The following is a 26,346-nucleotide window of genomic DNA, read 5'->3' on the forward strand; positions in this document are numbered from 1 at the left end:
GTCGCTGTGTTCGGCCGCGGGGGGACGTTCTGGGGATCGCTTACCTGCACGTCCTCATCGACCTGACGGCAGCGGCGTTCGGCGCCGTCCGGGTGATCTGGTCGGGCAACCTTCGTGCCAAACACGGCCCACGGGACCGGGACGGACTTCTGCCAGCTGGAGAGCTTTGCAGAATGGGGTGCGATCAGTGCGGCCGCCGTCGGCCGAACGTTCCTCGCCAACCCCGACCTGGTGGACCGGTTGATTCTCGGTGCCGAGCTGAACGAGCCCGACGTGGCGACGTTCTACTCGCCAGGACCCGTTGGCTACGTGGACTATCCGGCGCTGGAAGATCTCGAGGTCAAGACCGCTTGAGCCTCAGCCGAGCCGCAGGATCAGCACCACCAGGACGACTGCCAGCAGGGTGGTAGCCAAGCCGATCAGCCGCACCGCCGTGTAGGGGATGTGGTCGACCTGCCTGCTCCGACGGCGCCCGATCCAGAAGACGATGAACGCCACCACGACCGAGGTCGCCGCGACGACCGCCCGGTCGGCGGTCAGCGGGCCGCGATGGGGCAGGAGCACGATCGCGCCCACCGCGAGAAACCCGATGGCCGTTCTCTCCCAGGCCAGCTGAGTGCGCTCCGCGAACAGCCCGGGTTTGTCGGACGCCGGCGGCACGGTCACCGGCCCGCTGGCGCGACGGAGATCAGCACCAGCAACGCGATCGTGACGGCCAGCAGTACGGCAGCGAGGAGCGCGGGCAACCTGCTGGGCGGAAGGTCGGCATTGGCGCGCATCGCGGCTTGAACCCGTTGCCAGCGGCGGACGGCCAGCGCAGCCAACAGGCCGCCGCACGCCACCAGGAACAAGCTCAACACCTCGCGGACACCGGTGATGCCGAAGCTGGGCACCAGCTGCACCAAGGCGACCCCGCCTGCCATCAGGGCGAGGGAGGTCCGGATCCAGGCGAGAAACGTGCGCTCGTTCGCGAGCGTGAAACGGTAGTCCGGTTCCTGGCCGACAGGCGGCATCAGCTGCCGGCCTCCTCGACGTGCAGCGGGTGGGCCAGCACGGAGCCGTGCTGATACCCCAGCGCATTGCCGGGGGTCGAATCGGGCTGGACGTAACCCCGATCGTCGATGGCGCGTACCCGGAGTAGGTGCTCACCGGGTTCGGGTGCCCAGTCGAATTCCCACCGCGCCCACACCCCTGGCGACGATGCAGAGGTGATGGTCGCGGTGCGCCACGGTTCGTCGTCGATGCGGTACTGCACGTCGCTCACCCGATTCTCGCCGGCGTAGGCCCGCCCGCGGATGACGTGGTTCCCCGTGTGCAGTCGTGCCGGCCACGGCAGTTCGACCAGGCTGGACAGGGCAACGCTGGTGATCGCTTCGCCCCTGGCATCTGGATCCTCGGCGTGTTGCGGATCTACCAGGACGTAGTCGACGGTGTTCCACGGCACCTGCAGCGCCTGCTCGGACACCTCGATGCGACCCAGCCACTTGATGCTCGCGGCCCCGAGCCAGCCCGACACGATGAGCCGAGCCGGAAAACCGTGGTCCGGCGGCAGCGGTTCACCGTTCATCGCGATGGCCACGATGGTGTCGTCGGCGCTCGCCTTGGCCAGCGGGAGCGGTCGGCGCGCACGGATGGCGTCGAGTGACTCCGGCATGACGTCGCACGCGTTCGGGGTGATGCCAGCCGGGTCGAGGAGGTCGCGCAGTCGCACCCCCGTCCACTCGGCGGTACTGATGGCGCCGCGTCCCCACTGCGTGCCCTCAAAGGTGCGGCCGAGCTCGGTGCCGAACAGGACGCGGCGGTTACCCGCGCACTCGAGGGTCCGAGTGACCGTCGTCAACGAGAAACCCGTGCACAGGTCGTCGTAGGTGTAGCGGAGTTCGCGGCGCACGCCGTCGCCGTCGATGCGGAGTTCCCAGGTCGCCGCATCGATCGCGGGCGTGGGGGCATGGCTGCGGACGAAGAAGCGGTCGACGGGGGTGATGTCGCCGAGCATCCGGTCCGGTCGGGTGCCGAAGTCCAAACCCGACCCGGTGTCCTCCATCAGGTCCGACGGGGTGGGCTTGACGATTCCGGACCGTGATGTGTTCACGTCTTCACTCTTCGCCGGTCGCAGGCCGAGCATAAGGGCCAATCGCCGATGGATGCATAGGCGATGGTTATGTCCCCACCGCAATCGCCAGGAGGTCGGCCGCGGGTCCGCGCAATCTGTCGCCCTCGGCCCAGATCGCGTGCAGACGGCGGGTCAGGTCGAGTCCCGGCACGGTGACGGCGATCAACGTCCCGATGGCGAGCTCGGTCTCCACCGCGCGGGCGCTGATGACCGCGGGCCCGATTCCCCCGATCGTCGCCGCCTTGATCGCGGTGGTCGAGGAGACCACCAGCAGTGGTGGTGGAAGGGCCGTCCCGAGCTGCTCTGCGACGGCGCGCTCCCAGGTCTGCCGGGTCCCGGAACCGGGCTCGCGACTGACCATCGGCGCGGCCGCGAGGTCGTCGGCCGTCACGGCCGCAGGTCGGCGGGCCCACGGGTGCGACGGCGTCACCACGATGGTGAGTTCATCGCGGCCCACGTCGCATGCCCGCACGCCCCGAGGCAACGTCGGGCTCTCGACGAAGCCGAGATCGGCCCGTCGTCCGTGAATTTGGGCGACGACGTCCGCCGAACTGCCGCACACCAGCGCGGTCGTCGTCTCCGGGTGCGCGGCCTGCAGGGCGATCAGCCAGCGCGGCAGAAGGTATTCCGCGATCGTCAGGCTGGCCGCCACCGTCAGGTGCGAATCCCGGTCCATGGTCAGTGCGGCGATGCCTGCCTCGAGATCGGCCGCCCTGGCCAGCACCGGCTGCGCCCAGCCGGCCACCAGTTCCCCGGCGGTCGTCAGCCGCGTTCCCCGGGGCAGACGTTCCAACAGCCGCACCCCGAGATGGCGCTCGAGCTCACGCAGTCGGGAACTGGCCGCAGGTTGGGACATCCCGTGAGTCGCGGCAGCGCGGCCGATGCTGCCGGTCGCCGCGACCCCCAGCAGCAGCTCGAAGCTGGTGAGATCGCACACCCGGGGAGGCAGAGGCATAACCGAAGTCTATGTTTGGCGGCAACACCCCACGAACAGATTGATAGATGGGCGACCCTCGCACACAATTGACCTGCAATGGAGAGGTCAGACATGTCCGAAGGCACCTTCATCTTGAACCGCACGCCAAGTAGATGGCGGCCTCGGCCTCAACGGCTCGCTCAAAGTACCTGCAGGGGAGGCATTTTGGCGTCACTGGATATTGGTCATATCGAGTTGGGTCGTATTCGTCGACGCTGGGCCTGCAACCGTGCAACAGATCATGGACCGCGCACGAGCGTCGCTGGGGCTCCCGGTCGTGAACGTCAACGACATGTCAACCTTCGCATCGCGATCCACATTTTGAGTTGCCCAGTGCGGATGCAACCATCGTCGCTGACCGCGGGCGGTGGGGGTCTGGCGCACCGATGCGGAGTGGACGTATTCGCATCGCATGCGAATAACCAACTTACTACCTGACATAAGGTAGCTTATCGGCATCCGAAATGCTCTGTGCAGCAAAGTATTTGGCGTCGTAGTCAACCTGGGGCCGCCGGGCGTTGCGCTCGATCGTCGCAAGGGTCGATCACTTGGGTGATTGATTCGTTGTTAGGTGAGCCATGAAAGGATTGTGTAGCCGTCGGTTCGCGGCAAGCCGTAGGCCCGAGGCTACGCACCCCCTCGCCGGCTTCAGTCGGCCATGGATTCGTCACAGTGACGAATCCAGTTGGCGCATTCGGTTATTGCGTGATGCAGTTTTCGGGTGGGCCTTGCCTGAGGAGCTGCCGGGTTCGTTCCTCGGGTCCTGCAACGTGGCGACGTATCACTGCTGCGGGCCGACGAGGCGTTCTTGAAGGCGGCGGGATGTACGAGCTGCACACAATCCCTCGGCGCACCTCGGTCGGCACACCCGCACGAATTCTTCGAAGCTATCAGCTCAGCGGTTCTCGTCGATCCCCGCTCGCAGCGGGCGCAGAGCGGTCGTTTCCATACGACGTTCCGCTGAAGAGCGCGCTGTCGTCTTGACGTCCGCGAAACCTCACGCGATGCGTGCCGCCGCGCTAACGTTGGATGTCGAACGTGTAACTCTGGCATGAAGTTATGGATCAAAGCGCGTACCCGATTGTGCAGCAACGCATTTCGCCGATTACCGATATTTAGTCAACTAAACGCCGCTATATTCCCAAATCTGTTGCAGTGCAACAATAATTATTGCTTTCATTATCGTCTTGTATCCGATAACCTGCGGGCCGACCCCCCCTTGGCCGATGGAAAGCCCTGGCGCGCTGGGAGTCAGTCCAACGGCAATACCGAACGGATGCAGTGTCTTATTGGTAGGTAGAGCAGTGCATCGGGCGTCGCTGAGTGGTCATGGCAACTTATCTAGCCGACGGAAATTCGTTCCGCCGTAATCAGTCCAGGTGCGACCATGAGCCGCATGACCGAGAAGCGCCGCGCCACAGACGCCGACTACGAGCAGTTGGCCCGTAGCTACGCCGCCGAGCCACCCCGCGCCGACGAGATCAACGGAACGATCGAGGTCGGATCCGCGTTGCGGACCGGCCGGGACAAGGAACTCGCCGAGCTCATGGACGAAGTGGCGCGCGGGGCGGAGGCTGCGCCCGACGAAGACGACGGCGTGCCGCTGCCGCCACACGTGAAAGTGAGCCCGCCCGATCGGACGGAGGAAACCGACGAGGGTACGCACTGAGCAAGTCCGCAGGCGACCGGTGCGAAACGGTCATCGTTACGCCCGGGACCGCACAGTGGCCGCAGACGGCGCCAGAAGGCTATGCGCGGCAGTGGTATCCGTACCTTGAGCGTTTACCGAGCTAGTGGTGACCCTCTAGTCCCTCGGTCGCAGTCGAATTAGGTGACGGAAGGATCCACTGCGCCGTCCACGTCGGCGGCCGGCGCCCCATCCCGCCGCCTAGACCGCATCCCGACGGCCATCAAGCGCAGCGGGCCCGCGGCGTCGGCGGCAATCTCACCGGTGCAAGGACGCGGCCGGTTTGTCTCACAACCGATTCAAAATCGGATCGCGTCTCCGCTTTGTGCGCCCCGGTATCTTCCGAACTCGACGGAGATGGGTCTTGACGCTGAGGCCGTCCGAGCTCAAGGATTGCGGTGGAAAGTATCTCCGGGAAACCACGCTCCTCGCATTCGCTGGGCGATTTCGTCGAGCTCAGAAGACTGAGCCATCGCTATCTGAAGCGGCAGCTGCATCCCGTCCCGAACGAGAACAGCGCGGCCGGGGATTCGAGGGACCGAGATAGGTATGTGCGCGAACTCGGATGCCGCTCGTTCGTCATACATTCTGAGCGCAAGTCGGATATGCGCGGGAAACTGGCTGAGCCTTTCGGGATTCTGTGCGCCCGCGAGCACTTGGATGCCCAATGCTCGACCCTGATGGGCAGCTCGCAAAATGACCTGCGCGACTTCAGCATCGTCGTCTTGGAGATAGGACCACTCTTCGACGACTAACAAGAGGTACGGTGGCGGCGTCTCAGCGGCTCCCCTTCTCAACGGCTCGGACCAGAGTTCGTCGAAGTCTCGGCAATTATGCTCGACCAGCAGGGCCCGTCGTTCGTTCATTTCGTGTCGTACGACTCCGACTACATCGGCCCACGCTGGCTGATCGATCGAGAAGATACCCCGGAAGTGTGGAAGACCGTCCAGGACGTGGTACGGAAAGCCAGCACCCTTTCCTGATATCGCCAGCATTGACAGGTGCAGCGGTGAATTACTAGCCGCAAGGCCGAGCATGATAGTGAAGACCGCTTCGGTCTTACCACTTCCGGTAGTGCCGGCCACAGCAACATTGGGCCCCTCAGCGGCCAGGTTGATGGAGACAGGGTGAGACGTGACGTCGATACCGATCGGCGATTCCAGCGTTGGCATGGGGCGATCCCACAGAGAGGAAGACCAGCCCTCGCGGGGCAGGCCAAGCAGCTTCGTAAGCGAAACTTTCTCGGGCAGTACGAAGTCTTCGCGCGCAAGTCCGACTTCCGTGCGTCGCGGTGGCAACACCGGAGTTCCGCGAAGCGGATCGGGGATCGCTTCAGGTTGATCGCTCAGCCGCCGCAGCAGTGTTTCGACTCCAGCTAGGTCGAGCGTCGGCACCCTGTAATGGGTCCTCGATATCGGGAAAACAAAGTAGGGCAGATCGTCGGCGGCGCCGCCCGGGAGAACTACTCCAAGTATTCGACGGCCAGCATCTCGAAGACCGTCATACATCCAGTCTCGCAAGATTGCACCCTCCCAACGAGCACCTCGACCGATCGGCGGTTCGACATCGCCTTGGGTCCGCGGCTTGTAGGAGGGCGACGCGATGCATAGAACGACGTCCGCGTCAGTGATCTCCTGATGCATCCACGTCGGCCAATCGATAGTGGTGTGTTCGACGAACTGATCCAGGTGCGCATCGATACCGCATGCGCGTAGTAGCTGCGCGAACTGCAACACGAGGTCACGGTGTTCCTGGTCCTCGTGGACATAGCTTATGAACGCCCGCAGCGGGCGGTTGTCTTCGGCGAGATCTCCGGTCTGCGTCATGAAAGCATTCTGAACCCGGGTATCCCGATGCGGAGCGTCATCGCAGGGATGGCTCCAGCGGAGCGTTATAGACATGTAGGTTCGCAGCGTCTATGACATCTCCGGTGCACGTTGACCTCTGGCATTCCGGTTGTCTCACGGCGATTCCTGCCCCGGAATTGAACTGGTTCAATGCCGCGCGACCGGAGGAATACGGCGGATTTAAATATGGCGGGTTACCAAGTAGTAAGTTGGTTACTCGTATGCGATGCAAACGCATCCGCTTCTAATACCGCCCACCCGTGGCTCGAAAACCATCCGGAGACAACGGCTTCGCGGGTCGCACGGTCCGACGAGACGGGGTTGCCTCCTTTGGAGCTTCGGGCGATGGTCAGCACTAGGCCGTACAGCCGACGTCAGCACTGGGACGTGAGAAGCCCAGTCTCACAACACCTGTCAGTTCCTGGATAATCTTCATTATCCATGACGTTTGTTTTGGTCTTTCGGACTAGAACCTTCTCGGCCCTCGACGTCATGCAGAGGCTGAGCAACAGCGTTCCGCGGCAGCCATGTCCGTGATGAAGGCATCGACATCGACGCGCAGATTCTCCCGACCTTGAGGAGAACGACGCGCGTACGGGTCGGAACGTGGACTTGGTCGCTGAGCGTTGCGCTGAAATGGACAAGTAGCGGTATGCGGGTAGTGCCTGAGGGCTGCGAACTGCGCTCCTCTTTGACGAGCTGAGCTATCGTCGATTGCGAGTTTGCAACGGCAATCGACTCCGTGTCACTCCAACCGCTCCTTTCCCATTCAAACGGAGGTTATTGATCAATGACCGCTGCGGCTTGCTTTTGGGCTGTTGATCTCCATGTCCACACACCCGGCTCGAGCGACGCGAAGGATGAACATTACGGCTCGCCCGGAGACATCGTCGAGGCCGCCCTCGCCGCCGGCCTCGACGCCATCGCCATCACCGACCACAACACGGTTTCCTGGTGTAAAGACGTCGCCGACGCGGCGGTTGGCACTCCGCTAGTCGTGCTGCCCGGGGTCGAGATCAGCACCAACGAGGGCCATCTGCTTGCCATCTGGGAGCAAGGAACCGACCCCGCGCTGATCGAAGAAGTTCTGGTGAAACTCGATATCGGCCAGGCCGACCGCGGCAAGTTGGACATCAACGCCAACGCGGGTTTCGCTCACGCCGCGACGAAGGTTGCAGCCTCCGGGGGCTTGGCCATTCCGGCCCACATCGAGAAAGACAAAGGGCTGATGCGCTTGACGGTTCCGGCTCACGTCAAGGAGATCCTGCTGCACGACGACGTCTGCGCCGTCGAGATCGTTCACCTCGACACCGCAGACGACGTCCGTCACAAACTCGGCGAGCAACGCAACATGGCCTTCGTCCGCGGATCAGACACCTGGGATAAGGACGGAAGCCATCACGCGCTGTCCGGAATTGGTGCCCGCCGGACCTGGATAAAGGCCAGCCGCCCGGACCTGGTTGGCATTCGCCACGCACTAGCCGACCCGCAGTTGCGCGTCGCACTGCAGCAGCCAGCTCCGACCACCTACACGCGAATCGTGGACGTCGAATTCCTTGGGGGATTTCTTGGCGGCGAACGCATCCGATTCTCGCCGGACTTGAACTGCCTGCTTGGAGGCACCGGGGCCGGCAAGTCGTTAGTGCTGGAGGCCATCCGGTTCGTGTTGAACCAGCAGGTCGACGCCAGCGCTTTTCCTCAGATTCGAGCCGAGATCGACTCGCGAATGGCCAAGGCGCTGATGAACAACAGCACGGTTGTCGTGCACGTCGCCGGCGACGGCATGCGGTACCGCATCGAGCGGACCTACAACGCCGGCGGATCGCCAACTGCGCGAGTCTTGCAACAGACCGGAAGCGACTGGGCCGAACTCAACGTAGACCCCGCCCTTCTCTGCCCAATCGCGGCGTTCTCGCAAGGCGAGATCCTCGAGTACTCCCGAGAACCCGTTGGACGCATGGCCCTTGTCGATGCATCGATCGACCTGGAGGAGGTCAACGCCTCCATCGAAGAAGCTATCGAGGGCCTGCGCGGAAACGCCGGCAGGCTGATCGCCGCTCGGCATCGCGTCCAGGCATTGCAATCCGAGGCCGCTAATGAGGCGGAACTCGGCGAACAGGTCCGCCAGCTCGAGGAGCTGTTCAAGACCGAGACGGTCAAAGAGCAGTCGGGCTGGACTGCAGAACAGACCAGCCTGCACGGCACTCGGAACGACCTCGCCGACCTCGACGCGCCCGTATTCGATTTGTTCGAAGGCGAACTCCACGAGTCAGTAAGCGAGAACGCCGGTTTGTTCATAGAAGCCAACACCGTGCTGGCGCTTCTCCGTCAACGCCTCCACGCAGGAAGCACTCAGATTCTCGATGCGATCGCCGAGGCGTCGAAGGCCCTGGCGCGCATTGAGGGTCAGTGGGGAACGCGCTTCGAGGAGTTCAAGACCCGCCTCGATGAGGAGCTCGTCAAGATCGATCCGGAGGCGTCCCTCACGTCCCTCCGCGTGAGTCTCGAACAATTGCAGTCCAAACTCACCCAAGCGCAGGCTGCCAGGACCGCGCTCGAAACGCGTGCGATGCCCGACTTAAACCGACTGGAGCAGGAAAGGCATGACCTCACCGACTCTCTTCACGCTGCCAGACGCGCGCGTCGGGACATGCGCCGGGCGCGGGTCGTGGAACTCAACGCGAAGGCGGCTGGGTTCGTCAAGCTCGACGTTCCCAATCAGGGGGACCAGTCTGAGTTTCGCCGTGCGCTCGACCTGATCAAGGTGGGCTCACGGGTCCGCGAAGACTTCCTAAATGAACTCGCACTACGGACGCATCCGCTGAGGTTCGTCCGCATGATGTGGTCGCACAACCTCGCGGAACTCGTTGACGTCGAGCACGGAATCGACATGGCCGGCCTCGCCAAGCTGCTCACGAACATCGACGAACGCAATCTGTGGGAAGAGCTTCTTAATCTACAGGCCATCGATCGTCCCGATGTTCTCACCATCAAGTTCAAGAAGCCGGGCGATCAAACGTACACGGCGATCGAACAGCTCGCGCATGGTCAGCGATGCACGGCCATCCTGGTCATCTTGCTGGCCGACGGCGACACACCGGTGCTCGTCGATCAACCAGAGGATGCGCTGCACGCACCGTGGATCGAAGAGTATCTCGTCGACCGTTTGCGCTCGCTGCGCGGCAGCCGCCAGTATCTGTTCGCCACCCGCAGTCCGGGCATAGTCGTGAGCGGCGATGCGGAGCAGATCGTGACCATGAAAGCGACCGCCGGACATGGTCAGATCGAGGCAGTAGGCTCGCTCGAGCGATACGAGCTCAATGCCTTGGCGTTGGAACACCTCGAGGGAGGCCGGATCCCATTCGGCCGACGCACGTTGAAGTTAAAGGTGTCGGTCGACCCACCGACGCCCTAGAGCGGCCGAGCGCGTCTGACGCCGCCGACGGGCATGGTCACGCGCACTGCTCCACCGTCGTGAACTGCCGCCCCCCATTCTTGTAGACCGGTGACTGGAGAAAACATGACAGGCGGCGAGCACTTGGAAGCATCGTTGCGGAGTGCGGTAGCCAGCGAAATAGCCGAACTCACCTCACAGCTTCACGACATGCACACCGCGCGCAGGTTTGCGGAGCTCTACCTGGAACAGCCAGTTGTTGTCACGGCCAACCCTCATGGCGACATCAGGTTGGCCCTTTGGACGGCGAGCCTCATCTCGTACCGGCGCATATTCGTGAACGGGGTCGGGCACGGCAAGAATCAACACCGGCGGCCGCGAGGGACCGAATGGGTGAAGACTTTGCCTTCCGGCTTGTTAGAAGCACACGACGAGATCTTTGAAAGAGCTCATCACCATATCGCTCACAGAGTCAACAAAGAGATGCAGCAGGTCCGTGTCTTCGCTGTTCTGACGACACCGCCAGAACCAAGCGAGGTGGTCGAGGTCGAGACCAGGACGCAAAATCTGGCTCGACCGAACCCGGCAATGGTCCGCCGGTTGATGGAGATCTGCGATCACCTCATCGGTGCTGCTCGCCAGCGCCGGAATCTTCTTCGTAGCAAGGAGACTGAACGCTTGAACTCCGAAGGCGACCTGTCCCGCCTCTACCGGAACGCCACACTAGAGGAATAAGCATGGACCAGAATCCATTGCACGCCGCCGATCTGGCCGAGGCCGTGGCCCAAAACGTGGTCAGCGCTAATCCTGTTGTCGTCCGGGTTTTAGTTGATCGCGCGGCGGCGGGTGACCGCATGCTGGCGTCTACGACCGCCCGCGAATTGAGATGAAAGAGCCACCGGGGGTCTCACTGATGCTGTCATTTGCGTCTCGGTTGCTCGGCCATGGGAGTAGCAGCGAGCGACCCGGGATGCGGTCAAGCCCTTTGAGGGCCCTAATATAATTAGCTTTTTAACACTTCTAGATCCTGAGATGACCGAGAAGGCCTTGGCGAGTTTCATCAGCCCCTGATGGGGCGCTGGGAGGCTGATTGTGCCGATTTCCGACGGCGCGCCTCTTCGTGCTGGGTGACACTTGAGTTATTGAGTACCTTCGCGATGATGACCGCGAAGAATCGTGCGGGGCTGATCTCATCGGGCACTAGATCGTGGCGAAGCTGCACCCTCGGCAGCTCCGCGAGTTCCGCGTCGATACCGCTAAGGTCCTCCTCATCAACGTCCTCCTGCTCAACGTCATTGGGATCCATTACAGCATCACCTTTTTCGCTGTCAGACTCGGCAGGTGCTTCGCCTTCGTACTCAGGGATGATTAGCGAGCACGCGTCATAAGCTCCATCCTCCCTTCCGAGTTTAATCAGCAGGTCAACTATCCACTCGAAGGTTTTCGGCTCTTCCGTATAGCACGTCGAGCGCAGACCGAACACGAACCCGAGTGCCGATAAGGGATGCCGAAGGGCTAGATTCTTGGCGTCGCCGTAGGACTCCTCGACACGATTCGCTGCGTTCTTGCCGAACGACGAGTCCATTCTCTTACCCGAAATGAGGATCTCGGGACCTGTCTGCCAGTGCGACATGATGACGTCGACCTGCTTGAGGTAATTCTTGCCCGCGATGTTCGCCGACGCTGCGGTAACTCCCTTAGCGGCAGCGCCTTTGAGTAGTCGCGGTGAAACTTCGGCCTGGAGTTTCTTCGGCAGGCCCTCCACAAACCGCAGGACATCGCGAGCCACGACGCGCGGGGGGACGGCGCGTGGCCACACGGCATCGGGGTCCAGTCCTGCGCGCCGAAGTTCGTATGCAGCCCAAACATCGAAAGCCAGTGCAGGCACGCCGGATTGAGTGTTAGCCGACAGGTACAGCGGAACGGCAAGCAGCGTCTCCAACGTCGCGAAGTCCGGTTCGAACGATGTGCCGCCCGCTGCCCACGGGTTGACGTCTTTGCGTTCCGCGCGGTCAACGATCGCATCGAATAGCGGCCATGCTCGCGCCTTCGCGGAGGGTTTACTCGGCATGCCGTGCTGCCTGACCTCTAGCTGTTCGGCGGGCAGTCAATGCGGCGTGGTCGGCGCGTATGTACCGAAGCTGATCTGTGGTGAGTGACCATCTGGCACGGTTACGGCGCGACCTGGCACCTGCCCCAACTAGGAGCACATCATCGATAACGGCAACGGCGTCGAGGAGCCGTCCTGCGCGCAAGTATTTCGCGACCTGTGGTTGTGCCGCGCGGAGCTCATCGGCTTGTTGTGCCACGACTTCGGGAGATGGCATAGGGAGTAGGTCAGCCTCACGCGGTTCGACCTTAAGCATTCCGCCACCGTAAGCGCGGCCTACGGTCTCTGCTCCAAGCAGAGTCACTGAGTTGAGCGATGCGATTGGCAGTAGCTCCATGCCGATGGCCCGATACTCGTCACGGAGGTAAATGCCGTGCACTGAGTTGAGATGGTGCGCCTGCGCGCCGTTGCTTGCGATGCGCGGCGTATCCGCGTTCATGTAGGTGAGAAGCAGATCCGCCGGCCGCAGATAGGGCACGCGCCACCAGGGATTGCGTACGCGGCACTTGTAGGCGCGGTGGACGTCGAGAAGCTCGCCCGATTTGATGTACCGCCATGCAGCTTTCGATGGCTCGCCCGAAGGGCGGAAGAGGCGAGTTGCTAGGCCGTCATTGCCGAGAGTCGCCAACGTTCGTTTGGTCAGAGTCAGCCTTCGGAGATGCCGAGAACCGGGAGGAGACACGGTAATCACGTCGGTCTGTGCGAGCCCGAGCTCGAGCACTTTCTCCGGCGACAGCGTGAAAAAGCGGTTGTCGCCGGTCACCATTCCAAGTGTCGTATCGCCCCATGACTCCAATGTGACGAACGCATCGGAGCGAAGCGCAGAGTCGTACGCACTCGAGCCGTCAGCGGACATCAAACCGGCAGTCCACTTCGCCGTCTTATGGGGCGGAGTCCATCGTCGCCAGTCAGCTAGGTTGACCAAACCCTCGGCGTTCCGCAACGGCCACAAGGTCATGTGGTCAGTGCCGACATCGCCCTTCGGGCGGTAGTCGTCGGCCAGCAGGAGCACGACCTCTTCGAGTACATCGGGGAAGATGCGTTGTTCGAACACGACGAGGCGAATCTCTGCGAAGTGCTCCAAGAGGAACTGACGAACCGGCGATGCGTAGTTGACCGTCAGCAGCTCGGCTGGCAGCACCAGGGCGAGTCGCCCCCCGGCTTTAAGATGCAGCGCCGAGTGGACTGTGAAGGCTGCCCACGACGACGCGAGGTTTGTGAGCGGAACACCTGCGCGGAGAGCGGCTTCGCGTGCCCGCAAACGCGCGTCTCCCGCGAAGTCTTGGTATCGAATGAATGGCGGATTGCCGACCACGGCGTCATATTCCCCGAACTCCGAATGCAGAAAGAAGTCACCCGTGTGAATCCGCACAGCTATGCCATCAGCGCGGAGCGACTTCTCGGCCTTGCGCGCGGATGCCGCATGAAGTTCGACGCCAACCAGTCGGCCCGTGTGGGTAGCTCGCTGTCCGAGCTGGTGCAGGAACACGGCTTCGCCGCACGACGGCTCAAGCACCGCATCGTCGGGCCGACGGACCGCCCAGTTGACCAAGAACCTAGCCACGGGAATGGGGGTGAAAAAGGCGCCGCGAGCCTTCCGCAGCGAGGCGGTGTCCTGATCGAGCATGACCACCATCGTGCCCGAGCGAGCCGACAGGACGGCGCTGACCCGCCGGTACCGTTTCCGCCATCCAACTTCGCACACCCGATCTAAGCGAGCAAGAACAGCCGCACAACATGCACCAGGCAGCGCCATAGTCGAGCGAGAACTCCTGACCTGCGCAAATAGGGGCCCCGCGTAATACGAACACGCCCATCACCAGGAGGAGCGGCGAGTTCACCGTTCGAGAGGCACTTCCCCGGGGCCTGCCGCATCCCGGTCTATACGAGTTCGGTTCGATCCGCGAGCCCTCGTGATCGTGATGGCCCGCGTATCACCGACGACGCACAACAGAGTTCCTCTGAATCCGGCCAGCCCCCCGGCGGGGGTGTGTCGTGGCCGGGTGCTCGACATGCTAGGCCGGTGACTCTGGGATCGATCGACTCACAGCTCGCATGGCACGGTAATGGATAACAGCAGTTATCCACGTGCGATGCCATGCCATGTGGGTTCCAGGTACTCGTTGAGCGAGAGGACGAGAGTCGGGGCGGGACTTGATATCTCATCGACGTAGTGGTGTCCGGACTGCCCGTCCACGCCCAAAACCTTTGCCTTCGCGATGATCTCGCGCGCCTTGACGCGATCCAGCCGCCAGAGCGCGCACGCATCGTCGATCGCAATGTGGGTGATCCCGTCGTCAACGATGACGAACTCGTGGGACCGTTCGCGTCGCTGCATCCGCGACGTTCCGGTCTGCAACGCCGCCATCAGCGCTGCGACCAAGGCCGCCAACCCGCCGTCGTCGACGGCCAACAGCACGACGTCGTCGCCCTTGAAATCAGAGAGGCGCTTGAGGCGAACCGTGCTCATCGTTCCCCGGAGCGTCGGCACAGCTCCTGCGCGGGACCCTCTTCGGCGACCAGTTGGCTCACGGTGACAAGATAGGTGCTCTGACTGTCCGCCAGGGGTGTGACGGAACCGGGCTGGCGGGATTGTTCCACGACACTCACGGCGTGAGCGGCGAGGTCGGCGATCCGGTCGAGATGCGACGCCACGGCGGGGTCGTCGTCGGCCTCGGTGGCGTGACGACGCATCGACTCTGCCCACTGCTGATACTTCGACAGGGGCGGACCGCCCGGCCCCACCTCGTCGTCGGCCAGCACGAAGTACCGGTCTTGATAGTTCTCCGACGCGACGGCGCTGACGGCGCGGCAGGCCGTGCGGTGCGGACTGATGGACTCGGCGATTTCGAGTGCGGCAACGGCGAGCACGGCGATCACCAGTGCGGCGGCCGCCCAGCTGAGCCGTTCGCGTCGACTGAATGGTGCCGCACGCTCCGCGGGACGCGCGACTGCGGCGGCGACCTGGGGGTCGGCCTGAGCCGCGGCGCGCAACTGGGCCAACCTGGGCTGCAGCCGCCTGGCCCGCAGCGCGGTCGCGGTCGGTTCGGCGACGAGGACCACGCCAATGGCCAGGGACCCCAGCGCGGTGGCCGGCACTTGCTGGTGGGCGCCGACCGTGCTCACCACCAGAAGGACCATCGAGATGCCCACCAGCACCACCCCGGTCTTGCGGCGGCTCTGGTTGTTCCGGCGGTAGCGTTCGCCGAGGTCGTGCAGGCGCAACGCAGCGGTGAGCACCATGGGGTCGGTGGGCACCGGACCCGGTTTCCATACTCGGGTGACCTGCCCCCGCTGATCGGCGGTCAAGCCGTCGAGCACCGCGACGTAGCTGGCCACGAAGCGTCGGTTCAACACCGCCGACAAGCCACCCACGGCAAGCCCCACCAGCAGCGCGAAGCCGATGGTGGGCAGCCACCAGCGGTAGCCGTGCACCCCCAGCGGGATGAGCGTCAGCGCGGCGTAGCCGAGGGTCCACCCGAACGCCCATACCGCGTTGAGAAGCCACCGCGTCCGCGACGACGCCGTCATCACCCACCACATCGGCGGCACCTCCTTCCTGACTGTCGAGACGAAACATCACGCCGGCCACGGCGGCGGACGCCATACTGCCGCCTATGTCGGGTAGTTCGCACTGGTGATGTCGGGCCAGAGCTCCGCCAGGGTGGCCCGGGCGTTGATACGCCGGACCACGTCGTCGGTCAGCGGACGAAGGTTGAAGACGTGGTCGACTGCGACGGGATCGGGGTCGATTTCGAAGTAGGTCGCGGCGAAGGTTCGGTACGACCGCGGGGTGGGGTCGGTGAGCACGCCGAGCATCTGCCAGGCGCCGTCGGGGTCGACGCGATCCCCTAGTCCTAGGTAGTGCACGGCCCCGGTCTGCCAACTGGTGTCGTGCTGTTGGCGCCATATGCAGAAGGTGGCATCGAGTACCCCGTCGAGGCTTGCAAACGCCGATTCGGTGACCAGGTCGGCGAAGACGTCGGGGACGTCGTCGACCAGACCGGGCCACAGCTCCGGCGGCCGGCTTCGGCCCGGGGCCATCGGCGACTCGTGATCGAGCCCCTTGATGAAGGCCCCGTCCGGGGTGAAGACGATGAAGCAGTCGTTGCCGGAGCCGTCGCGGATCTCGCTGGCCGCGGCGCCGTCGCCCCAGTCGGCGGTGTAGGAGTAGAACCGGTCCTCCCACTGCGGGGAGAGGATCGCGTCGAGCATCGCGACGGCCTGACACCTTCTCTGCAAGGTGTCGATGTCCGGCAGTGCCGCGGCAACTTCTTGAGCGGTCACGTCACCGCCTCCTCATTGGAATTCGACACCTCGACCCCGGCCGGCGCAGGGACGAGGGACCCGCTGGAACCGTGGACGTAACCCGGAGGCGGCGAGAGCGGAAGTCTCACAACCTCTCCCCCAGTTTCGGCGGCATAACGAGCAGCCTCGACGCTCTCTGCTTCGGTGTAGACGCGCACCGCGGCGGGCTGGCCGGGCACCCGGACCAACATGGTGAGGTCGGCGACGCTCACATCGCCACTGCGCGTCCGTGGCGACTGCCGGACGTGCGGGCCACCATTACCGTCGTCGCTCATGGCTGACATTCTCACCGCCCCGACCGACAACACGGGGCGGACATGCCCGGGAACCGGCCCATGGCCGAACTAGCCGCGGATGGTCAGCCCGGAGGCGACGTCGCGGGCACGCCAACCCCACTGACGGGCTTCTCCCGGAGCCCTTTCCAGCTGGTATGACGCATCCACCGCCCCGGAACGTACTCCCGGTAGGCCACCTCACCGACATAGGTCGGCCTCACGTAGCGCACGCCCGCAGCCTCCAGCGGCAGCGCCAACGGCGACCTTTCGCGCCGGAGGGGATCGAGCAGATCGAAGAGGTGCCGCCGCATGTTCGCGCTGAATCCCGTGCCGCACTGACCCACCGCGACCAGTCGGCCCGCGCCATCATGGCCGGCCAGAAGCAGAGAGCCGACCGCATTTCGACCTCCAGGCCCTCCCGCACACCAAAATCCGACGATGACCACGTCGGCACTCAGACGGACCGGCACCTTCGTCCACAGCCCGGACCTACCCGAAATGTATTTGGAATCAGTCAGTTTGAGAACGATGCCTTCCACCCCATGCGAGGCCGCCACCGCCAGCATGTCGGCGGGCGACACATCGGTGAACGCGCGCGGAACGGTGAGCACGGGCGACCGGTCGACCACCAAGGCACTTTCCAAGACAGCGCGGCGCTCGTGCCACGGTCGGTCGGTGAGCCAGCGCCCCTCAAATTCAAGGACGTCGAAGCCCATGACACCCACGGGCACCTCACGCAGCAGCGCCGCGTCGGGCCGACGGTTCTGCGGCCAGCGTCGCTGCAGACGGGTGAACGACGGCCTCCCCGCGGCGTCGAGGGCGACGATTTCCCCATCCAAGATCATCGACCGTCGCCCCACCGCCGCGGCGACGCCTGCGAGCTCCGGGAAAGTCCGCGACACGTCCATCCCATTTCGGGACAGCACTCGGGTGGTCCCGCCGTCGATGATCAATATCGCCCGTTGGCCGTCCCACTTCCACTCTGTGGCTACCTTGTCACCGTCGACTGGTGCCTTCCCCAACGTGGCCAACATGGGCAAGGGTGCGTCGCGCACCACGCCCCCTGTTTTTCTCTCGGCCACCCCTACGACGGTACGCCCGGGTGCCACGGCCCGCGATCTTCTCGCGAGGAGGCAGGAACCTTCACCGTCCTGCATACCTACCGGCGCTCAGCAACGGCTCTCCGCGTTCGCTCAGGTAAGAACGTCGCAGTTCCTCGACTGTATGGCCCACGAAGTGCGAGAGCGGGACCAACGCCGCGACGCTCGTCGACTCCCCAGGGGCAGCGGCCACGGGCTCGACGCCCCGAAACAGCGTCCGGGAACCGTTCGCGGACGGCCCCAAGCGGTACCCGTCTGCGATGTCCGCCGCGGCCGACGGCAGCGTCAGGAAGGGTAGGTCCAAATCGTCCCGGATGTCGTCCCCTAGCAAACCCACCATGAAGCGTTCCAAGACCGCGCCGTCGGCCGCGTACAGGACCCGCTCCCGCGTCCCGTCGTCGACCAGCTCCAGCAGCTCTGCACGACCAGCCGGCCGCGCCACCACCGCGTAACCGTCCTCTCCTGGCCGCCGCAGCACCCACGCGGCCGGGTTCCAGTCGTAGCGCGCCAGCTGTGCCCATCGGACGCATTCCGCCGTCAACGAGAACACGTCGGACCGCACCCAGCCACGGTAATAGAGCGAAGCGAGCCCCGACGCCTCGGTCACGAACCTGCCCCACATCGGTGCCCGTAGGGCTTCCAAACGGGCGATAACATCGAACGGTGAGCGACCGTCCATCCACCGAGGTCCTGGTGGCTGTCGAGCCGAAACTCGCTGACACACCTGTCTTGCCGGACAACTGGTCTCGCGATCCGGCCGTTCTCGACACCACGGTGCGGGGCCTGGTCCCGAGACTGCATACCGTCAGTTCCGTCGCCATCCCGTACGCCCGCCTCCCCCGGCGGCTTCGCACACACGCCGAGCGGTTCCCCCGGTGGGGCGACGTCGCCAGTGAAACCCCACAGTCGCTGCTGAACCTGCCCAAGGTGGGCGAGGCAGCAGTGGCGGCCCTGGTGGACGGTGCGGCCGAAGCGGTCAGGGTCGCGCACCACATCCGATCCACAGGACCGATGGGCATCGGACCGGCCGTGGCGTTCATGCTGGGCCGCCTCGACGACTACGACCGGGTCCTGCTCGCTCGCCGGGTCTGTGCGCTACTACCGGCGCCGCAACACGAAGTGGCTGCCGAGCTCGGCGTCGACGCCGCCTCCGTGGGACGCAACGCGCCACGGGCCGAAGCGCGTGTGCGCGAACTCCTGGCCGATCCTGCACACTGCGAGGTCCTCGAGTACGTCGAGGCGCTCCGAGGGCGCCTTGGGCACCTGACAACGCACGTGGCCTGCAACGTCGAGCTCTCCGCCGCCGGCGTGGAACCGGGTGGCACCGTGGCGGAACTCTTGCTGTACCTCGCGGGGCCATACACGTTGCGCAGCAGTTGGATCGAAGTGCACACACCAGACGGCCGTCCTGGCCACGACACGATTCGAGCCGCCCTCGACGGCCTGCTCGAAGAGCACCCCGCGCCGACCACGCACCAACTGCTCGACAACCTCTCTGCGCAAGGGATGACCGCCGGCCTGGCGATCACCTACCTGCGTGAGTGGACCTCGCTGCGCTGTGTCGGCGACGTATGGGTGCGGTGGGCCGAGGCCGGCGTCGGCAACCGCGCCGAAGCGGCGCTCCAGGTACTGGGCGTTCCCGCAACCTCCGACACGATCGACCGCATACTCCGGTCGGTCGGAGTGACCGACATCTCCAGCCTCAGCCGCGTCATGTCAGTCGACAAGCGCTTCGCCCGCGCCAGCAGACATACCTGGGCACTTCGTGTCTGGGGGCTGCCCGAGTACACCGGGGTCAGTGACGCCATCGCCCAGCGGATCGACGCCGCCGGGGGCCGCGCCAAGACCGTCGAGGTGATCCGCGACGTCCTGGCCGCGATCCCCGACATCACCGAATCCTCCGTCAGGTCCTACATGAGCACGCTGGCGTTCGTCATCGAAGACGGCGTCGTCCGTCGCCGCACCAAGGCCGATCCCTGGCCGCCCGTCCAGCCGCTCTACACATTTCGCAGCGGCTATCGGAACGGGCGCAACGACGTACGCGTCGTGTTCCCGGCGGATCATGACCTGCTTCGGGGCTCGGGCCAGGCCGTCCCGTCTTCGGTCGCCCACGCCGTCGGCGTCACCCCCGGTCAAAGGACCACCTTCACCAACACCGCCGGCGAGCTCACCCTGTATTGGGATCTCACGTCCACCTCCGGCGCCCTGATCGGCTCCCTGCGCGCTCAGGCGGCCGCGGTCGAGGCTGCCTTTGGAGACGACGTGATTCTCGTCCTACGGCCGTCTGACGCCTCGTTCGAGGTGATCAAGGCACCGAAAGACGAGGCCCCGCGCGCGCGGCTCCAAAAATTGCTCGGGCGCCGTCCCAAGAACCCCCTTACGGCCATGGCCGCGAGCTTGGAATGTCCGCCTCACCTGGTGGTTCCGACCCTGCAACGCCGAGGTGAACAGCGCCTCTTGCAGCTGATTGGCGAGCCCCCAGGTTGACCGACACGGTGGCGGCCAAAGCCCATCCTTGGGGCACCGCTGAAACCACGTCATGCCCCTACGCTGGAATCCGGCACGACAGAGGGGATTGCGATGACGACCACCAACCGGCCCTACACGTTCGAGTTGGCCGCGCTGGCCCTGCAGACCGACGACATCGACGCCGTCCGAAAGACAGCGGCGATCAACGGAGTCGACCCCGCCGACCTCGACCGGGCCACCACCATCCTGCAGATCCTCACCAACGGCGGTGAGGATCCCGACGACTTCGTGTTGCGCGAGTACATCCTCGACGGGTGGCTCCAGGGCTACCTGCCGCTCAGCGTCCGAGCCGGTGATCCCAACCTGAACACGTGGCGTCTCGCCCAACTCACCGACGCACACTACAGGGCCCGGTCATGACCGGGCCCGCAAGCAGATCCTCGTCGAGGACGCGGACCATGGCCGCCACCGCCGTGCTCGCCGCCACCATACTGGGGAGCGCCAGCACGGCATGCACGGCGTCACACGCCGATCCCGACACCGCCACCACCACGGCGACCGTGCTGCGAATCGTGGATGGCGACACCGTGGACGTGGTCGACGACACCAGAGCTCGACTTCGGTTGCGGCTGTTGGGAATTGACACACCCGAGACCAAGAAGCCCGGCTACTCCGTCGGGTGCTGGGGCCCACAAGCAACCGAATTCGCGCGTGAAAACCTTGCTGGTCAACGGGTCTCGGTCGTCACCGACCCTACCCAAGACCTCCACGACCGCTACGGTCGTACGCTGGCCTACCTCGACAAGCCGGGCAATTGGGACTATTCGGTCGAAGCCGCACGCGCCGGCGCCGCCCGGGCCTACGTCTACGAGAACTCTCCGGTGGCTCGCGCACCGCAGATCGCTGCCGCCGAAGACGAGGCCAAGCAGGCAGGCCGCGGGCTCTGGGGGCCGCCGTGCAACGGACACACCGAGTCATATCCGGTGAAATAAGGTTCCGGCGCCGCGACGGGTTAGCCGAGGGGCGCCAACGGGTCAGGCGTGACAGCCGGCTCCGCGGTCCCGTCCCAGACCGCTCACCTTAGGCGGACACGCCTTCGGCGTGGCTGAAATAGCCGTTGTTTTTCCTTCTGGCCCACTCATTTTGGTCCGCGCTTGTCGTCCGGAAGGCCGTCGGCCTCCGCTGCGCTCCGGGCCCTGCGGGCTCGCAGAACTTTTCCCACGCGTGTTCGCTGCGCTCACGGGAAAACTTCTGCGACCGAGACCTTCCTCCCGCCTACGCCGCTGGACCCAATTCGTTTTCGCCAGACGGCAAAAGAACGGGCGGCCCGACCCAGGGTGCCCAGGTCAACGAGGAAGGTCACCACCCATGTCAATCACCACCGAGAACACCACCGCGCAGGCTGCCGGGTCCGTCGAGTTCATCGATCCCCAAGCCCTGGAATTCGAAGACAACGTCCGCGACCAGGTCACCCTGGACAAGGAGTTCCTGGACAGCCTGCGCGAGCTGGGCGTCATCGTGCCCATCCTGGCCGTGCGCGACGCCGACGGGCGCACACTCGTCAGGGAAGGGCAGTGCCGAACCCTCGGAGCCCGCGAGGTCGGTCTGACCAGCGTTCCGGTGTACGTCCTACCTGCCGGGGCCACCGACGACGACACGGCCACCGTCGAGCGGATCGTGCAGCAGATGGTCGCCAACGACCAGCGCAGCGCACTGACCAACGCCCAGCGCGCCCGCGCCATCCAGCAGATGCTCGACACCGGCCTCTCGGCCACCAAGGTCGCCAAGAAGCTGTCCATGCGGCACCAGGACGTGAAAGCCGCTGGTGCAGCGTCGAAGTCGTCGACTGCTCTCGACGCGCTTGACGGCGGCCAACTCGACTTCACCCAGGCCGAGGTGCTCGCCGAGTTCGACGCCGACGAGGATGCCGTGCAACGGTTGCTGCGAGCGGCCCAGTACAGCGGAAGTCACTTCGAACATGCCGTCGCCAGCCTGCGTTCGCAGCGCGAGATCGACGGCCTCATCGCCGAAGCGGAACGCGGGTACGTCGAGCGCGGCTACACCATGCTGCAGGATCGACCACGTTGGTCGGACCTGGCCGCAGTGGGGATGGACTACCTGCGCACCCACGACGACGAGCGGGTGCCGGAGGACTTCGAGAAGAACCCCGAGCACTGGGCGGTGTACCTCACTGACGACCGCGCGTACGTCGACACGACGACAGGCGAGCAGGTCAACGAGGACGACGTCGACTGGGACACCGAGGACGACGCCGAGGCCGAGCCCGCCGAGGGACTGCGTCACGCGTCGACCGTCACCGAGAAGACCGTCATCGTCCCCGAGTGGTTCTGCCTGAACTTCACCGCAGCGGGCCTCGCACTGGCACCGTCGCTGCAGAACGTCGCCTCACGCCAGACCGGAGTGCAGGTCGAGGGGGACAGCAGCCCCGAGGCCATCGCCGAGCGGGAAGCCGCGCAGCACGAAGCCGAGCGTCGCGAGCGACGAAAGGTGCTGGTGCTCAACCGCCTCGGCGACGCCGCCCAGGTCGTACGCCGTGAGTTCGTGACCAAGCTGCTCACCCGCAAGACACCACCCAAGGGTGCGGCGACCTTCACCACCTACTGCTTGATTCGGGATCGGTTCATCCAATCCCAGAACCACGGGGAGGACCTCACCGCCGAGTTCCTCGGCGTGAAGAACTTTGCCGAGGTACGCAGCCTGGTCGCCGATCCGACGACCAACGTCGACCCGCGTGCACAGGTCGTCGCCCTCGCCGTCGTGCTGGGTGCGTTGGAGGCCCGCTGCACCAAGGATGCCTGGCGCAGCGCAACAGCCGGGGTGACCGGCAGCGCGATGTACAACCCGCACACCCTCGGATCAGATGTCTACCTCCGGTACCTGGTCGCAAATGGCTACACCCCAGCGGAAGTCGAAAAGATCGTGATCGGGCAACGCACTGGCGACGACGTGTACGACGAAGCGGTCAGGGAGGACTGAACGACGGCGGCGGGCGGGGTCGACATCGGCCCTGCCCGCCCCGCTTCTCCCCCTCCATCCCCCATGTCCGTCCAAAGCTCGGAGAATCCCCCATGACCGTCGTCCAGGACGAACTGTTCACACCGCAGACCGGCACCACGATCCCGGCCCATGTGCTGTCGTACGGACTGGGAGCGGACTCCACCGCAATTCTCATCCGCTGGTTGCTCGACGCGTCCAGCCGCGACTTCGACCTCGACGACCTGGTCGTCGTGACCGCCCACACGGGAGATGAATTCGCCTCAACCGTGCGGGACGTCGAAGAGGTCGTGCTACCCCTGCTCGCCCGACACAACGTGCGTTTCGTCCAAGCCGGTCGCACGCAGCTCCACACCACCGCAGGCGGTGACGGCATCGACGTCTTCAGCGACACCACCCAGCCCACCACGCTGCACGCCAGCGACGGCTATGCCCTCTCCGACGAGCTGCTCGCGGCGGCCACGGTGCCCCAACTCGGCAGCCGACGATGCTCGCTACGGGCAAAAGGTGCCGTGCTGGACCCGATCATCGCCAGACTGACTGCGGGACAATCGTTCCGCCACTATCTCGGCTTCGAGACAGGCGAACTCCGACGTGCCGAGCGGGACGCCGCCTACAACACCGACCGTCGCCTCGGCGTCTACCCGCTGCTGAAATGGGGTTGGTCACGCACCGACGCGTTGGACTACCTCCGTGAGGTGACCGGGAGGTCCTGGCAGAAGAGTGCCTGCTCCTACTGCCCCTTCCAATTCTCCAGCAAGGTAGGCCGCAGCGCCGCGATCGACCGCTATCGACGAGAGCCCGACGCCGCGATGCGCGCGCTCTACCTCGAGCACGTCGCCGCCTGCTTCAACCCCCGCCAAAGTCTGCTTGCCCAGGGCCGACTCGCCGACGCTGTCGGCGACGCCGGTTTGGACGACGTGTTGCGGCACTTGGCCGAACATGTTGGCGCTCAGGTGCACGGTCTCTACGAGGTGCGCCGGGTGGCCACCCCCCGGCGGGGAAGTACGCCGGCCTTCGCCCGCAGCGTCCGCCGCCTCGACAGCGGGCCCGCCGCCGACATGGACACGGCGTTGGCCCAGCTTCCCGGTGAGCCGGGTGCTGATCCCGACGGCATCACCCGCGTGTGGCGGCGACACCGGGCCGACGCCGCACCGTGGGTAGAGCACTTCTACGTCGTGGCGCCCACCGACAAGGTGCACGACAAGCAGCGGCCCGGGTTCGAAGCGCTGTTCGCGACAGCGACCGACGCGACGCCGACGTTGGTCTGAGGGGTTGGTAATGAGCATGCGGCGTACTTACGCATTGGCCGCGAATAACCGTCGCAAATGGCCTGTCGAATATAGAACGGCAGGGCTAATACCCATTTTTCGTCGTCATCGGGAAAACGTCCGGAAAAGGTGTTCGATGACCTTAAGGGAATGGCGCAAGCGCACACTCGTGGGGGACGCGAAACGGGTCCGATATCAGTCAAGAAGGTTCCCGAAGTGCAGGCGGTAGGCCATCGACGACCGTCGCCGATGGTTATAAAGAATGGTTGTGCCACAGTGATTGTCGGGAGTACCGCATAGTCGGTCGTAATCGTCTGTCGACACGCGAAAAAAGATCGACGAATTTCTCAGAGGCGTTGCTGAGGCCCTATTCTGAATATAGAATGGACATATATTCACCACCACGAAAGGTACGACGATGAACACCTCCGTCACTGTTTACACAAAGCCCGCCTGCGTGCAATGCAACGCAGTGTTCCGCGCCCTGGACAAAGCCGGCATCTCCTACGAGAAAGTCGACCTTTCCACCGACGCAGACGCCCGCGACTACGTGATGTCCCTGGGCTACTTGCAGGCCCCCGTCGTCTACGCCGGACCCACCCACCACTTCGCCGGCTTCCGTCCCGACCGCATCGCCGAGCTCAAAGACCTCATCGCGGCCTGACCGGCGAACCCCCACCCTCACTCAGGAAGCCACCATGTACGAGCTGACGATCACCACGGACGGGACCTCGAGCACCACCCGTCACGGTGGCCCAGACCAGGCCCGCCAGCAGCTGGTCGATCACGCCGTGCACGCCGACCTGTACCTCCATGGTGACCACGCCGAACTCGACGCCACCCAGGACTTGACCGCTGCCACCAGGTTCCACCTCTTGCGACTGGACCCCACCGGCCGCCACCCACGATGTGTCGGCACCGCGACCATCGCCGCCGCGCCCACCCACACCCCCATCCTGACGGGAGTCGCCACCTCATGACCGCCGCACTTCGCCACACCCTGCACCTGGTCCCGAGCACCCCCGGTGCCGGCGGCACCCTGGTCGACAGTCAACAAGAAGCCGACGACTACCTCGCCGAAAGCGTTGTCCGACAATGGCAGCCGGAACACCAGTTCATCGGTGCTCTGCTGTACCTCACGGTGGACGAGGCCCGCCCACTGCTGGACCTCGTCCCCGACACGGCGATCACCAAGCCGGTCGCGCGCTGGGCCTACGAACTCATTCGCCGCCTCGTCGACGCCGGAGACAAGGCCGACCCGGTGAGCGTCCTGACCGCCGGCAAGTGCCACGCGGCGCGTAACGCCCTGCGCCCCGCAGAGCCGCCTACCGACAAGCGTCAACGTGAACTCGCGCTGTACCTGGTGGACGCCTACACACAGAACATCAGCTCGGCCCTGGCCGGCAGCCTCGCCCGCCAGGTCCTCGACGACGCCTACCAGCGGGCGTTCGGCAACCTGGGCCTCCGCATGCAACAGCTGTCCGAAGCCGACGTCGACCGCGCCGAGCTGACCGTGCAATTCGGCGTCATTCGGGAGGAACTCGCCGAACTCTGGCGCCGCGGGGAAGCCGCCGCCAAGCTCGCCGCCGGCGGTGCGCGATGACTACCCGCCGCTTCGCACTCGTCTCGTCCGCCGTCGACCAACGTGGCGGCGCGGCCGCCGCCGGCGCAGTCCATCACCAGGGCCACGCAGAGCTCACGGCCGCCGCCTGGATCGAGACGCTGCACAGCCGAGCCCAACGCAGCGCCGAACGGCATCTGCGGTCCGCGTGAGGAATCGA

Annotated in this window: 26 protein-coding genes and 1 pseudogene; 14 read left to right on the plus strand and 13 right to left on the minus strand. The window is 64.7% G+C overall.

All coding sequences use genetic code 11. From position 1 onward, the window contains the following. Positions 1–29: 29 nt before the first annotated feature. A pseudogene (locus B1790_RS19715) lies at positions 30–354 on the plus strand (alkene reductase); the annotation flags it as partial. Positions 355–357: 3 nt separating this feature from the next. Here the strand turns inward: B1790_RS19715 and B1790_RS19720 are convergent. From B1790_RS19720 to B1790_RS19735, 4 genes are all read right to left on the minus strand, one after another. Continuing rightward, the gene (locus B1790_RS19720; protein ID WP_056547451.1) at positions 358–666 is read right to left on the minus strand and encodes a DUF202 domain-containing protein; all 309 of its coding nucleotides are present in this window, start codon (positions 664–666) and stop codon (positions 358–360) included. After that, entirely contained in the window at positions 663–1,013 is a 351-nt protein-coding gene (locus tag B1790_RS19725) for a YidH family protein (RefSeq protein ID WP_056547456.1), read from the minus strand. The genes B1790_RS19720 and B1790_RS19725 overlap by 4 nt, the downstream gene beginning before the upstream one ends. Further along, complete coding sequence (locus B1790_RS19730; RefSeq protein WP_158083847.1) at positions 1,013–2,092, minus strand: sulfite oxidase; 1,080 nt, start codon at positions 2,090–2,092, stop codon at positions 1,013–1,015. Before B1790_RS19730 ends, B1790_RS19725 begins: the two co-directional genes overlap by 1 nt. 67 nt (positions 2,093–2,159) lie before the next feature. Beyond that, entirely contained in the window at positions 2,160–3,068 is a 909-nt protein-coding gene (locus B1790_RS19735; RefSeq protein WP_056547462.1) for a LysR family transcriptional regulator, read from the minus strand. A gap of 1,408 nt (positions 3,069–4,476) precedes the next feature. On the opposite strand from B1790_RS19735, the gene B1790_RS19740 reads away from it, so the two are divergent. Continuing rightward, positions 4,477–4,758 (plus strand): hypothetical protein, encoded by a 282-nt coding sequence (locus B1790_RS19740; RefSeq protein WP_079924960.1) that lies wholly within the window; start codon positions 4,477–4,479, stop codon positions 4,756–4,758. Positions 4,759–5,162: 404 nt separating this feature from the next. On the opposite strand, the gene B1790_RS19745 is transcribed toward B1790_RS19740, so the two are convergent. After that, positions 5,163–6,602, minus strand: coding sequence for an FtsK/SpoIIIE domain-containing protein (locus B1790_RS19745; RefSeq protein WP_158083848.1), 1,440 nt, complete (start codon positions 6,600–6,602; stop codon positions 5,163–5,165). 811 nt (positions 6,603–7,413) lie between these two features. Here B1790_RS19745 and B1790_RS19750 point away from each other — a divergent pair. The 3 genes from B1790_RS19750 (at position 7,414) to B1790_RS34720 (ending at position 10,907) form a co-directional block, all read left to right on the plus strand. Next, positions 7,414–10,038, plus strand: coding sequence for an AAA family ATPase (locus B1790_RS19750; protein ID WP_079924962.1), 2,625 nt, complete (start codon positions 7,414–7,416; stop codon positions 10,036–10,038). A gap of 105 nt (positions 10,039–10,143) precedes the next feature. Next, complete coding sequence (locus B1790_RS19755; protein WP_079924963.1) at positions 10,144–10,752, plus strand: hypothetical protein; 609 nt, start codon at positions 10,144–10,146, stop codon at positions 10,750–10,752. 2 nt (positions 10,753–10,754) lie between these two features. After that, the gene (locus B1790_RS34720) at positions 10,755–10,907 is read left to right on the plus strand and encodes a hypothetical protein (protein ID WP_158083849.1); all 153 of its coding nucleotides are present in this window, start codon (positions 10,755–10,757) and stop codon (positions 10,905–10,907) included. Positions 10,908–11,077: 170 nt separating this feature from the next. On the opposite strand, the gene B1790_RS19760 is transcribed toward B1790_RS34720, so the two are convergent. The 8 genes from B1790_RS19760 to B1790_RS19795 all read right to left on the minus strand — a co-directional run bounded on the left by B1790_RS19760 (position 11,078) and on the right by B1790_RS19795 (position 18,417). Then, entirely contained in the window at positions 11,078–12,088 is a 1,011-nt protein-coding gene (locus B1790_RS19760) for a hypothetical protein (protein WP_079924964.1), read from the minus strand. Beyond that, positions 12,078–13,754 carry an N-6 DNA methylase gene (locus tag B1790_RS19765; protein WP_079924993.1) on the minus strand — a complete coding sequence of 559 codons (1,677 nt, stop codon included), beginning with the start codon at positions 13,752–13,754 and terminating at the stop codon, positions 12,078–12,080. Before B1790_RS19765 ends, B1790_RS19760 begins: the two co-directional genes overlap by 11 nt. Positions 13,755–14,207: 453 nt before the next feature. Continuing rightward, positions 14,208–14,597: a hypothetical protein gene (locus B1790_RS19770; RefSeq protein WP_079924965.1), complete on the minus strand. Its 390-nt coding sequence runs from the start codon at positions 14,595–14,597 to the stop codon at positions 14,208–14,210. Continuing rightward, complete coding sequence (locus B1790_RS19775; RefSeq protein ID WP_079924966.1) at positions 14,594–15,670, minus strand: hypothetical protein; 1,077 nt, start codon at positions 15,668–15,670, stop codon at positions 14,594–14,596. Before B1790_RS19775 ends, B1790_RS19770 begins: the two co-directional genes overlap by 4 nt. 72 nt (positions 15,671–15,742) lie before the next feature. Continuing rightward, entirely contained in the window at positions 15,743–16,414 is a 672-nt protein-coding gene (locus B1790_RS35045; RefSeq protein WP_079924967.1) for a hypothetical protein, read from the minus strand. Then, entirely contained in the window at positions 16,411–16,710 is a 300-nt protein-coding gene (locus tag B1790_RS19785) for a hypothetical protein (protein WP_079924994.1), read from the minus strand. Before B1790_RS19785 ends, B1790_RS35045 begins: the two co-directional genes overlap by 4 nt. A gap of 83 nt (positions 16,711–16,793) precedes the next feature. Further along, positions 16,794–17,867 (minus strand): ATP-dependent DNA ligase, encoded by a 1,074-nt coding sequence (locus B1790_RS19790; RefSeq protein WP_369832382.1) that lies wholly within the window; start codon positions 17,865–17,867, stop codon positions 16,794–16,796. Further along, positions 17,854–18,417 carry an Imm61 family immunity protein gene (locus B1790_RS19795; RefSeq protein WP_233165214.1) on the minus strand — a complete coding sequence of 188 codons (564 nt, stop codon included), beginning with the start codon at positions 18,415–18,417 and terminating at the stop codon, positions 17,854–17,856. The genes B1790_RS19790 and B1790_RS19795 overlap by 14 nt, the downstream gene beginning before the upstream one ends. Positions 18,418–18,473: 56 nt before the next feature. Between B1790_RS19795 and B1790_RS19800 the strand changes: the two genes are divergently transcribed. From B1790_RS19800 to B1790_RS34370, 9 genes are all read left to right on the plus strand, one after another. Then, positions 18,474–20,297, plus strand: a complete 1,824-nt coding sequence (locus tag B1790_RS19800) for a hypothetical protein (protein WP_079924969.1) — start codon at positions 18,474–18,476, stop codon at positions 20,295–20,297. 93 nt (positions 20,298–20,390) lie between these two features. Next, positions 20,391–20,699: a hypothetical protein gene (locus tag B1790_RS19805; protein WP_233165215.1), complete on the plus strand. Its 309-nt coding sequence runs from the start codon at positions 20,391–20,393 to the stop codon at positions 20,697–20,699. Positions 20,700–20,737: 38 nt separating this feature from the next. After that, positions 20,738–21,271 (plus strand): thermonuclease family protein, encoded by a 534-nt coding sequence (locus tag B1790_RS19810; RefSeq protein WP_079924970.1) that lies wholly within the window; start codon positions 20,738–20,740, stop codon positions 21,269–21,271. 376 nt (positions 21,272–21,647) lie between these two features. Further along, positions 21,648–23,276, plus strand: coding sequence for a ParB N-terminal domain-containing protein (locus B1790_RS19815; protein ID WP_079924971.1), 1,629 nt, complete (start codon positions 21,648–21,650; stop codon positions 23,274–23,276). A gap of 92 nt (positions 23,277–23,368) precedes the next feature. After that, a complete protein-coding gene (locus B1790_RS19820; protein WP_079924972.1) occupies positions 23,369–24,565 on the plus strand; it encodes a hypothetical protein in 1,197 nt (398 codons plus the stop codon). A 418-nt stretch (positions 24,566–24,983) separates the two neighbouring features. Then, the gene (gene nrdH, locus B1790_RS19825; protein ID WP_079924973.1) at positions 24,984–25,229 is read left to right on the plus strand and encodes a glutaredoxin-like protein NrdH; all 246 of its coding nucleotides are present in this window, start codon (positions 24,984–24,986) and stop codon (positions 25,227–25,229) included. A gap of 34 nt (positions 25,230–25,263) precedes the next feature. Further along, entirely contained in the window at positions 25,264–25,545 is a 282-nt protein-coding gene (locus B1790_RS19830; RefSeq protein WP_079924974.1) for a hypothetical protein, read from the plus strand. Further along, entirely contained in the window at positions 25,542–26,168 is a 627-nt protein-coding gene (locus tag B1790_RS19835) for a hypothetical protein (protein ID WP_079924975.1), read from the plus strand. The genes B1790_RS19830 and B1790_RS19835 overlap by 4 nt, the downstream gene beginning before the upstream one ends. After that, positions 26,165–26,338, plus strand: coding sequence for an amidohydrolase (locus tag B1790_RS34370; protein ID WP_142271408.1), 174 nt, complete (start codon positions 26,165–26,167; stop codon positions 26,336–26,338). Before B1790_RS19835 ends, B1790_RS34370 begins: the two co-directional genes overlap by 4 nt. Positions 26,339–26,346: the final 8 nt, after the last annotated feature.

The organism is Mycobacterium sp. AT1 (genome assembly GCF_002043095.1).
Classification (GTDB): Bacteria; Actinomycetota; Actinomycetes; order Mycobacteriales; family Mycobacteriaceae; genus Mycobacterium.

Excerpts from the sequence above, each read along its gene's own strand:
- B1790_RS19820 (WP_079924972.1), top strand. The coding sequence starts at position 23,369 with ATGACCGTCGTCCAGGACGAACTGTTCACACCGCAGACCGGCACCACG.
- B1790_RS34720 (WP_158083849.1), top strand. The coding sequence starts at position 10,755 with ATGGACCAGAATCCATTGCACGCCGCCGATCTGGCCGAGGCCGTGGCC.
- B1790_RS19755 (WP_079924963.1), top strand. The coding sequence starts at position 10,144 with ATGACAGGCGGCGAGCACTTGGAAGCATCGTTGCGGAGTGCGGTAGCC.
- B1790_RS19790 (WP_369832382.1), bottom strand. The coding sequence starts at position 17,867 with ATGCAGGACGGTGAAGGTTCCTGCCTCCTCGCGAGAAGATCGCGGGCC.
- B1790_RS34370 (WP_142271408.1), top strand. The coding sequence starts at position 26,165 with ATGACTACCCGCCGCTTCGCACTCGTCTCGTCCGCCGTCGACCAACGT.
- B1790_RS19745 (WP_158083848.1), bottom strand. The coding sequence starts at position 6,602 with ATGACGCAGACCGGAGATCTCGCCGAAGACAACCGCCCGCTGCGGGCG.
- B1790_RS19835 (WP_079924975.1), top strand. The coding sequence starts at position 25,542 with ATGACCGCCGCACTTCGCCACACCCTGCACCTGGTCCCGAGCACCCCC.
- B1790_RS19740 (WP_079924960.1), top strand. The coding sequence starts at position 4,477 with ATGAGCCGCATGACCGAGAAGCGCCGCGCCACAGACGCCGACTACGAG.
- B1790_RS19815 (WP_079924971.1), top strand. The coding sequence starts at position 21,648 with ATGTCAATCACCACCGAGAACACCACCGCGCAGGCTGCCGGGTCCGTC.
- B1790_RS19775 (WP_079924966.1), bottom strand. The coding sequence starts at position 15,670 with ATGTGGTGGGTGATGACGGCGTCGTCGCGGACGCGGTGGCTTCTCAAC.
- B1790_RS19785 (WP_079924994.1), bottom strand. The coding sequence starts at position 16,710 with ATGAGCGACGACGGTAATGGTGGCCCGCACGTCCGGCAGTCGCCACGG.
- nrdH (WP_079924973.1), top strand. The coding sequence starts at position 24,984 with ATGAACACCTCCGTCACTGTTTACACAAAGCCCGCCTGCGTGCAATGC.
- B1790_RS19770 (WP_079924965.1), bottom strand. The coding sequence starts at position 14,597 with ATGAGCACGGTTCGCCTCAAGCGCCTCTCTGATTTCAAGGGCGACGAC.
- B1790_RS19805 (WP_233165215.1), top strand. The coding sequence starts at position 20,391 with ATGACGACCACCAACCGGCCCTACACGTTCGAGTTGGCCGCGCTGGCC.
- B1790_RS19810 (WP_079924970.1), top strand. The coding sequence starts at position 20,738 with ATGGCCGCCACCGCCGTGCTCGCCGCCACCATACTGGGGAGCGCCAGC.
- B1790_RS19765 (WP_079924993.1), bottom strand. The coding sequence starts at position 13,754 with ATGCTCGATCAGGACACCGCCTCGCTGCGGAAGGCTCGCGGCGCCTTT.
- B1790_RS19760 (WP_079924964.1), bottom strand. The coding sequence starts at position 12,088 with ATGCCGAGTAAACCCTCCGCGAAGGCGCGAGCATGGCCGCTATTCGAT.
- B1790_RS19750 (WP_079924962.1), top strand. The coding sequence starts at position 7,414 with ATGACCGCTGCGGCTTGCTTTTGGGCTGTTGATCTCCATGTCCACACA.
- B1790_RS19735 (WP_056547462.1), bottom strand. The coding sequence starts at position 3,068 with ATGCCTCTGCCTCCCCGGGTGTGCGATCTCACCAGCTTCGAGCTGCTG.
- B1790_RS19725 (WP_056547456.1), bottom strand. The coding sequence starts at position 1,013 with ATGCCGCCTGTCGGCCAGGAACCGGACTACCGTTTCACGCTCGCGAAC.
- B1790_RS19830 (WP_079924974.1), top strand. The coding sequence starts at position 25,264 with ATGTACGAGCTGACGATCACCACGGACGGGACCTCGAGCACCACCCGT.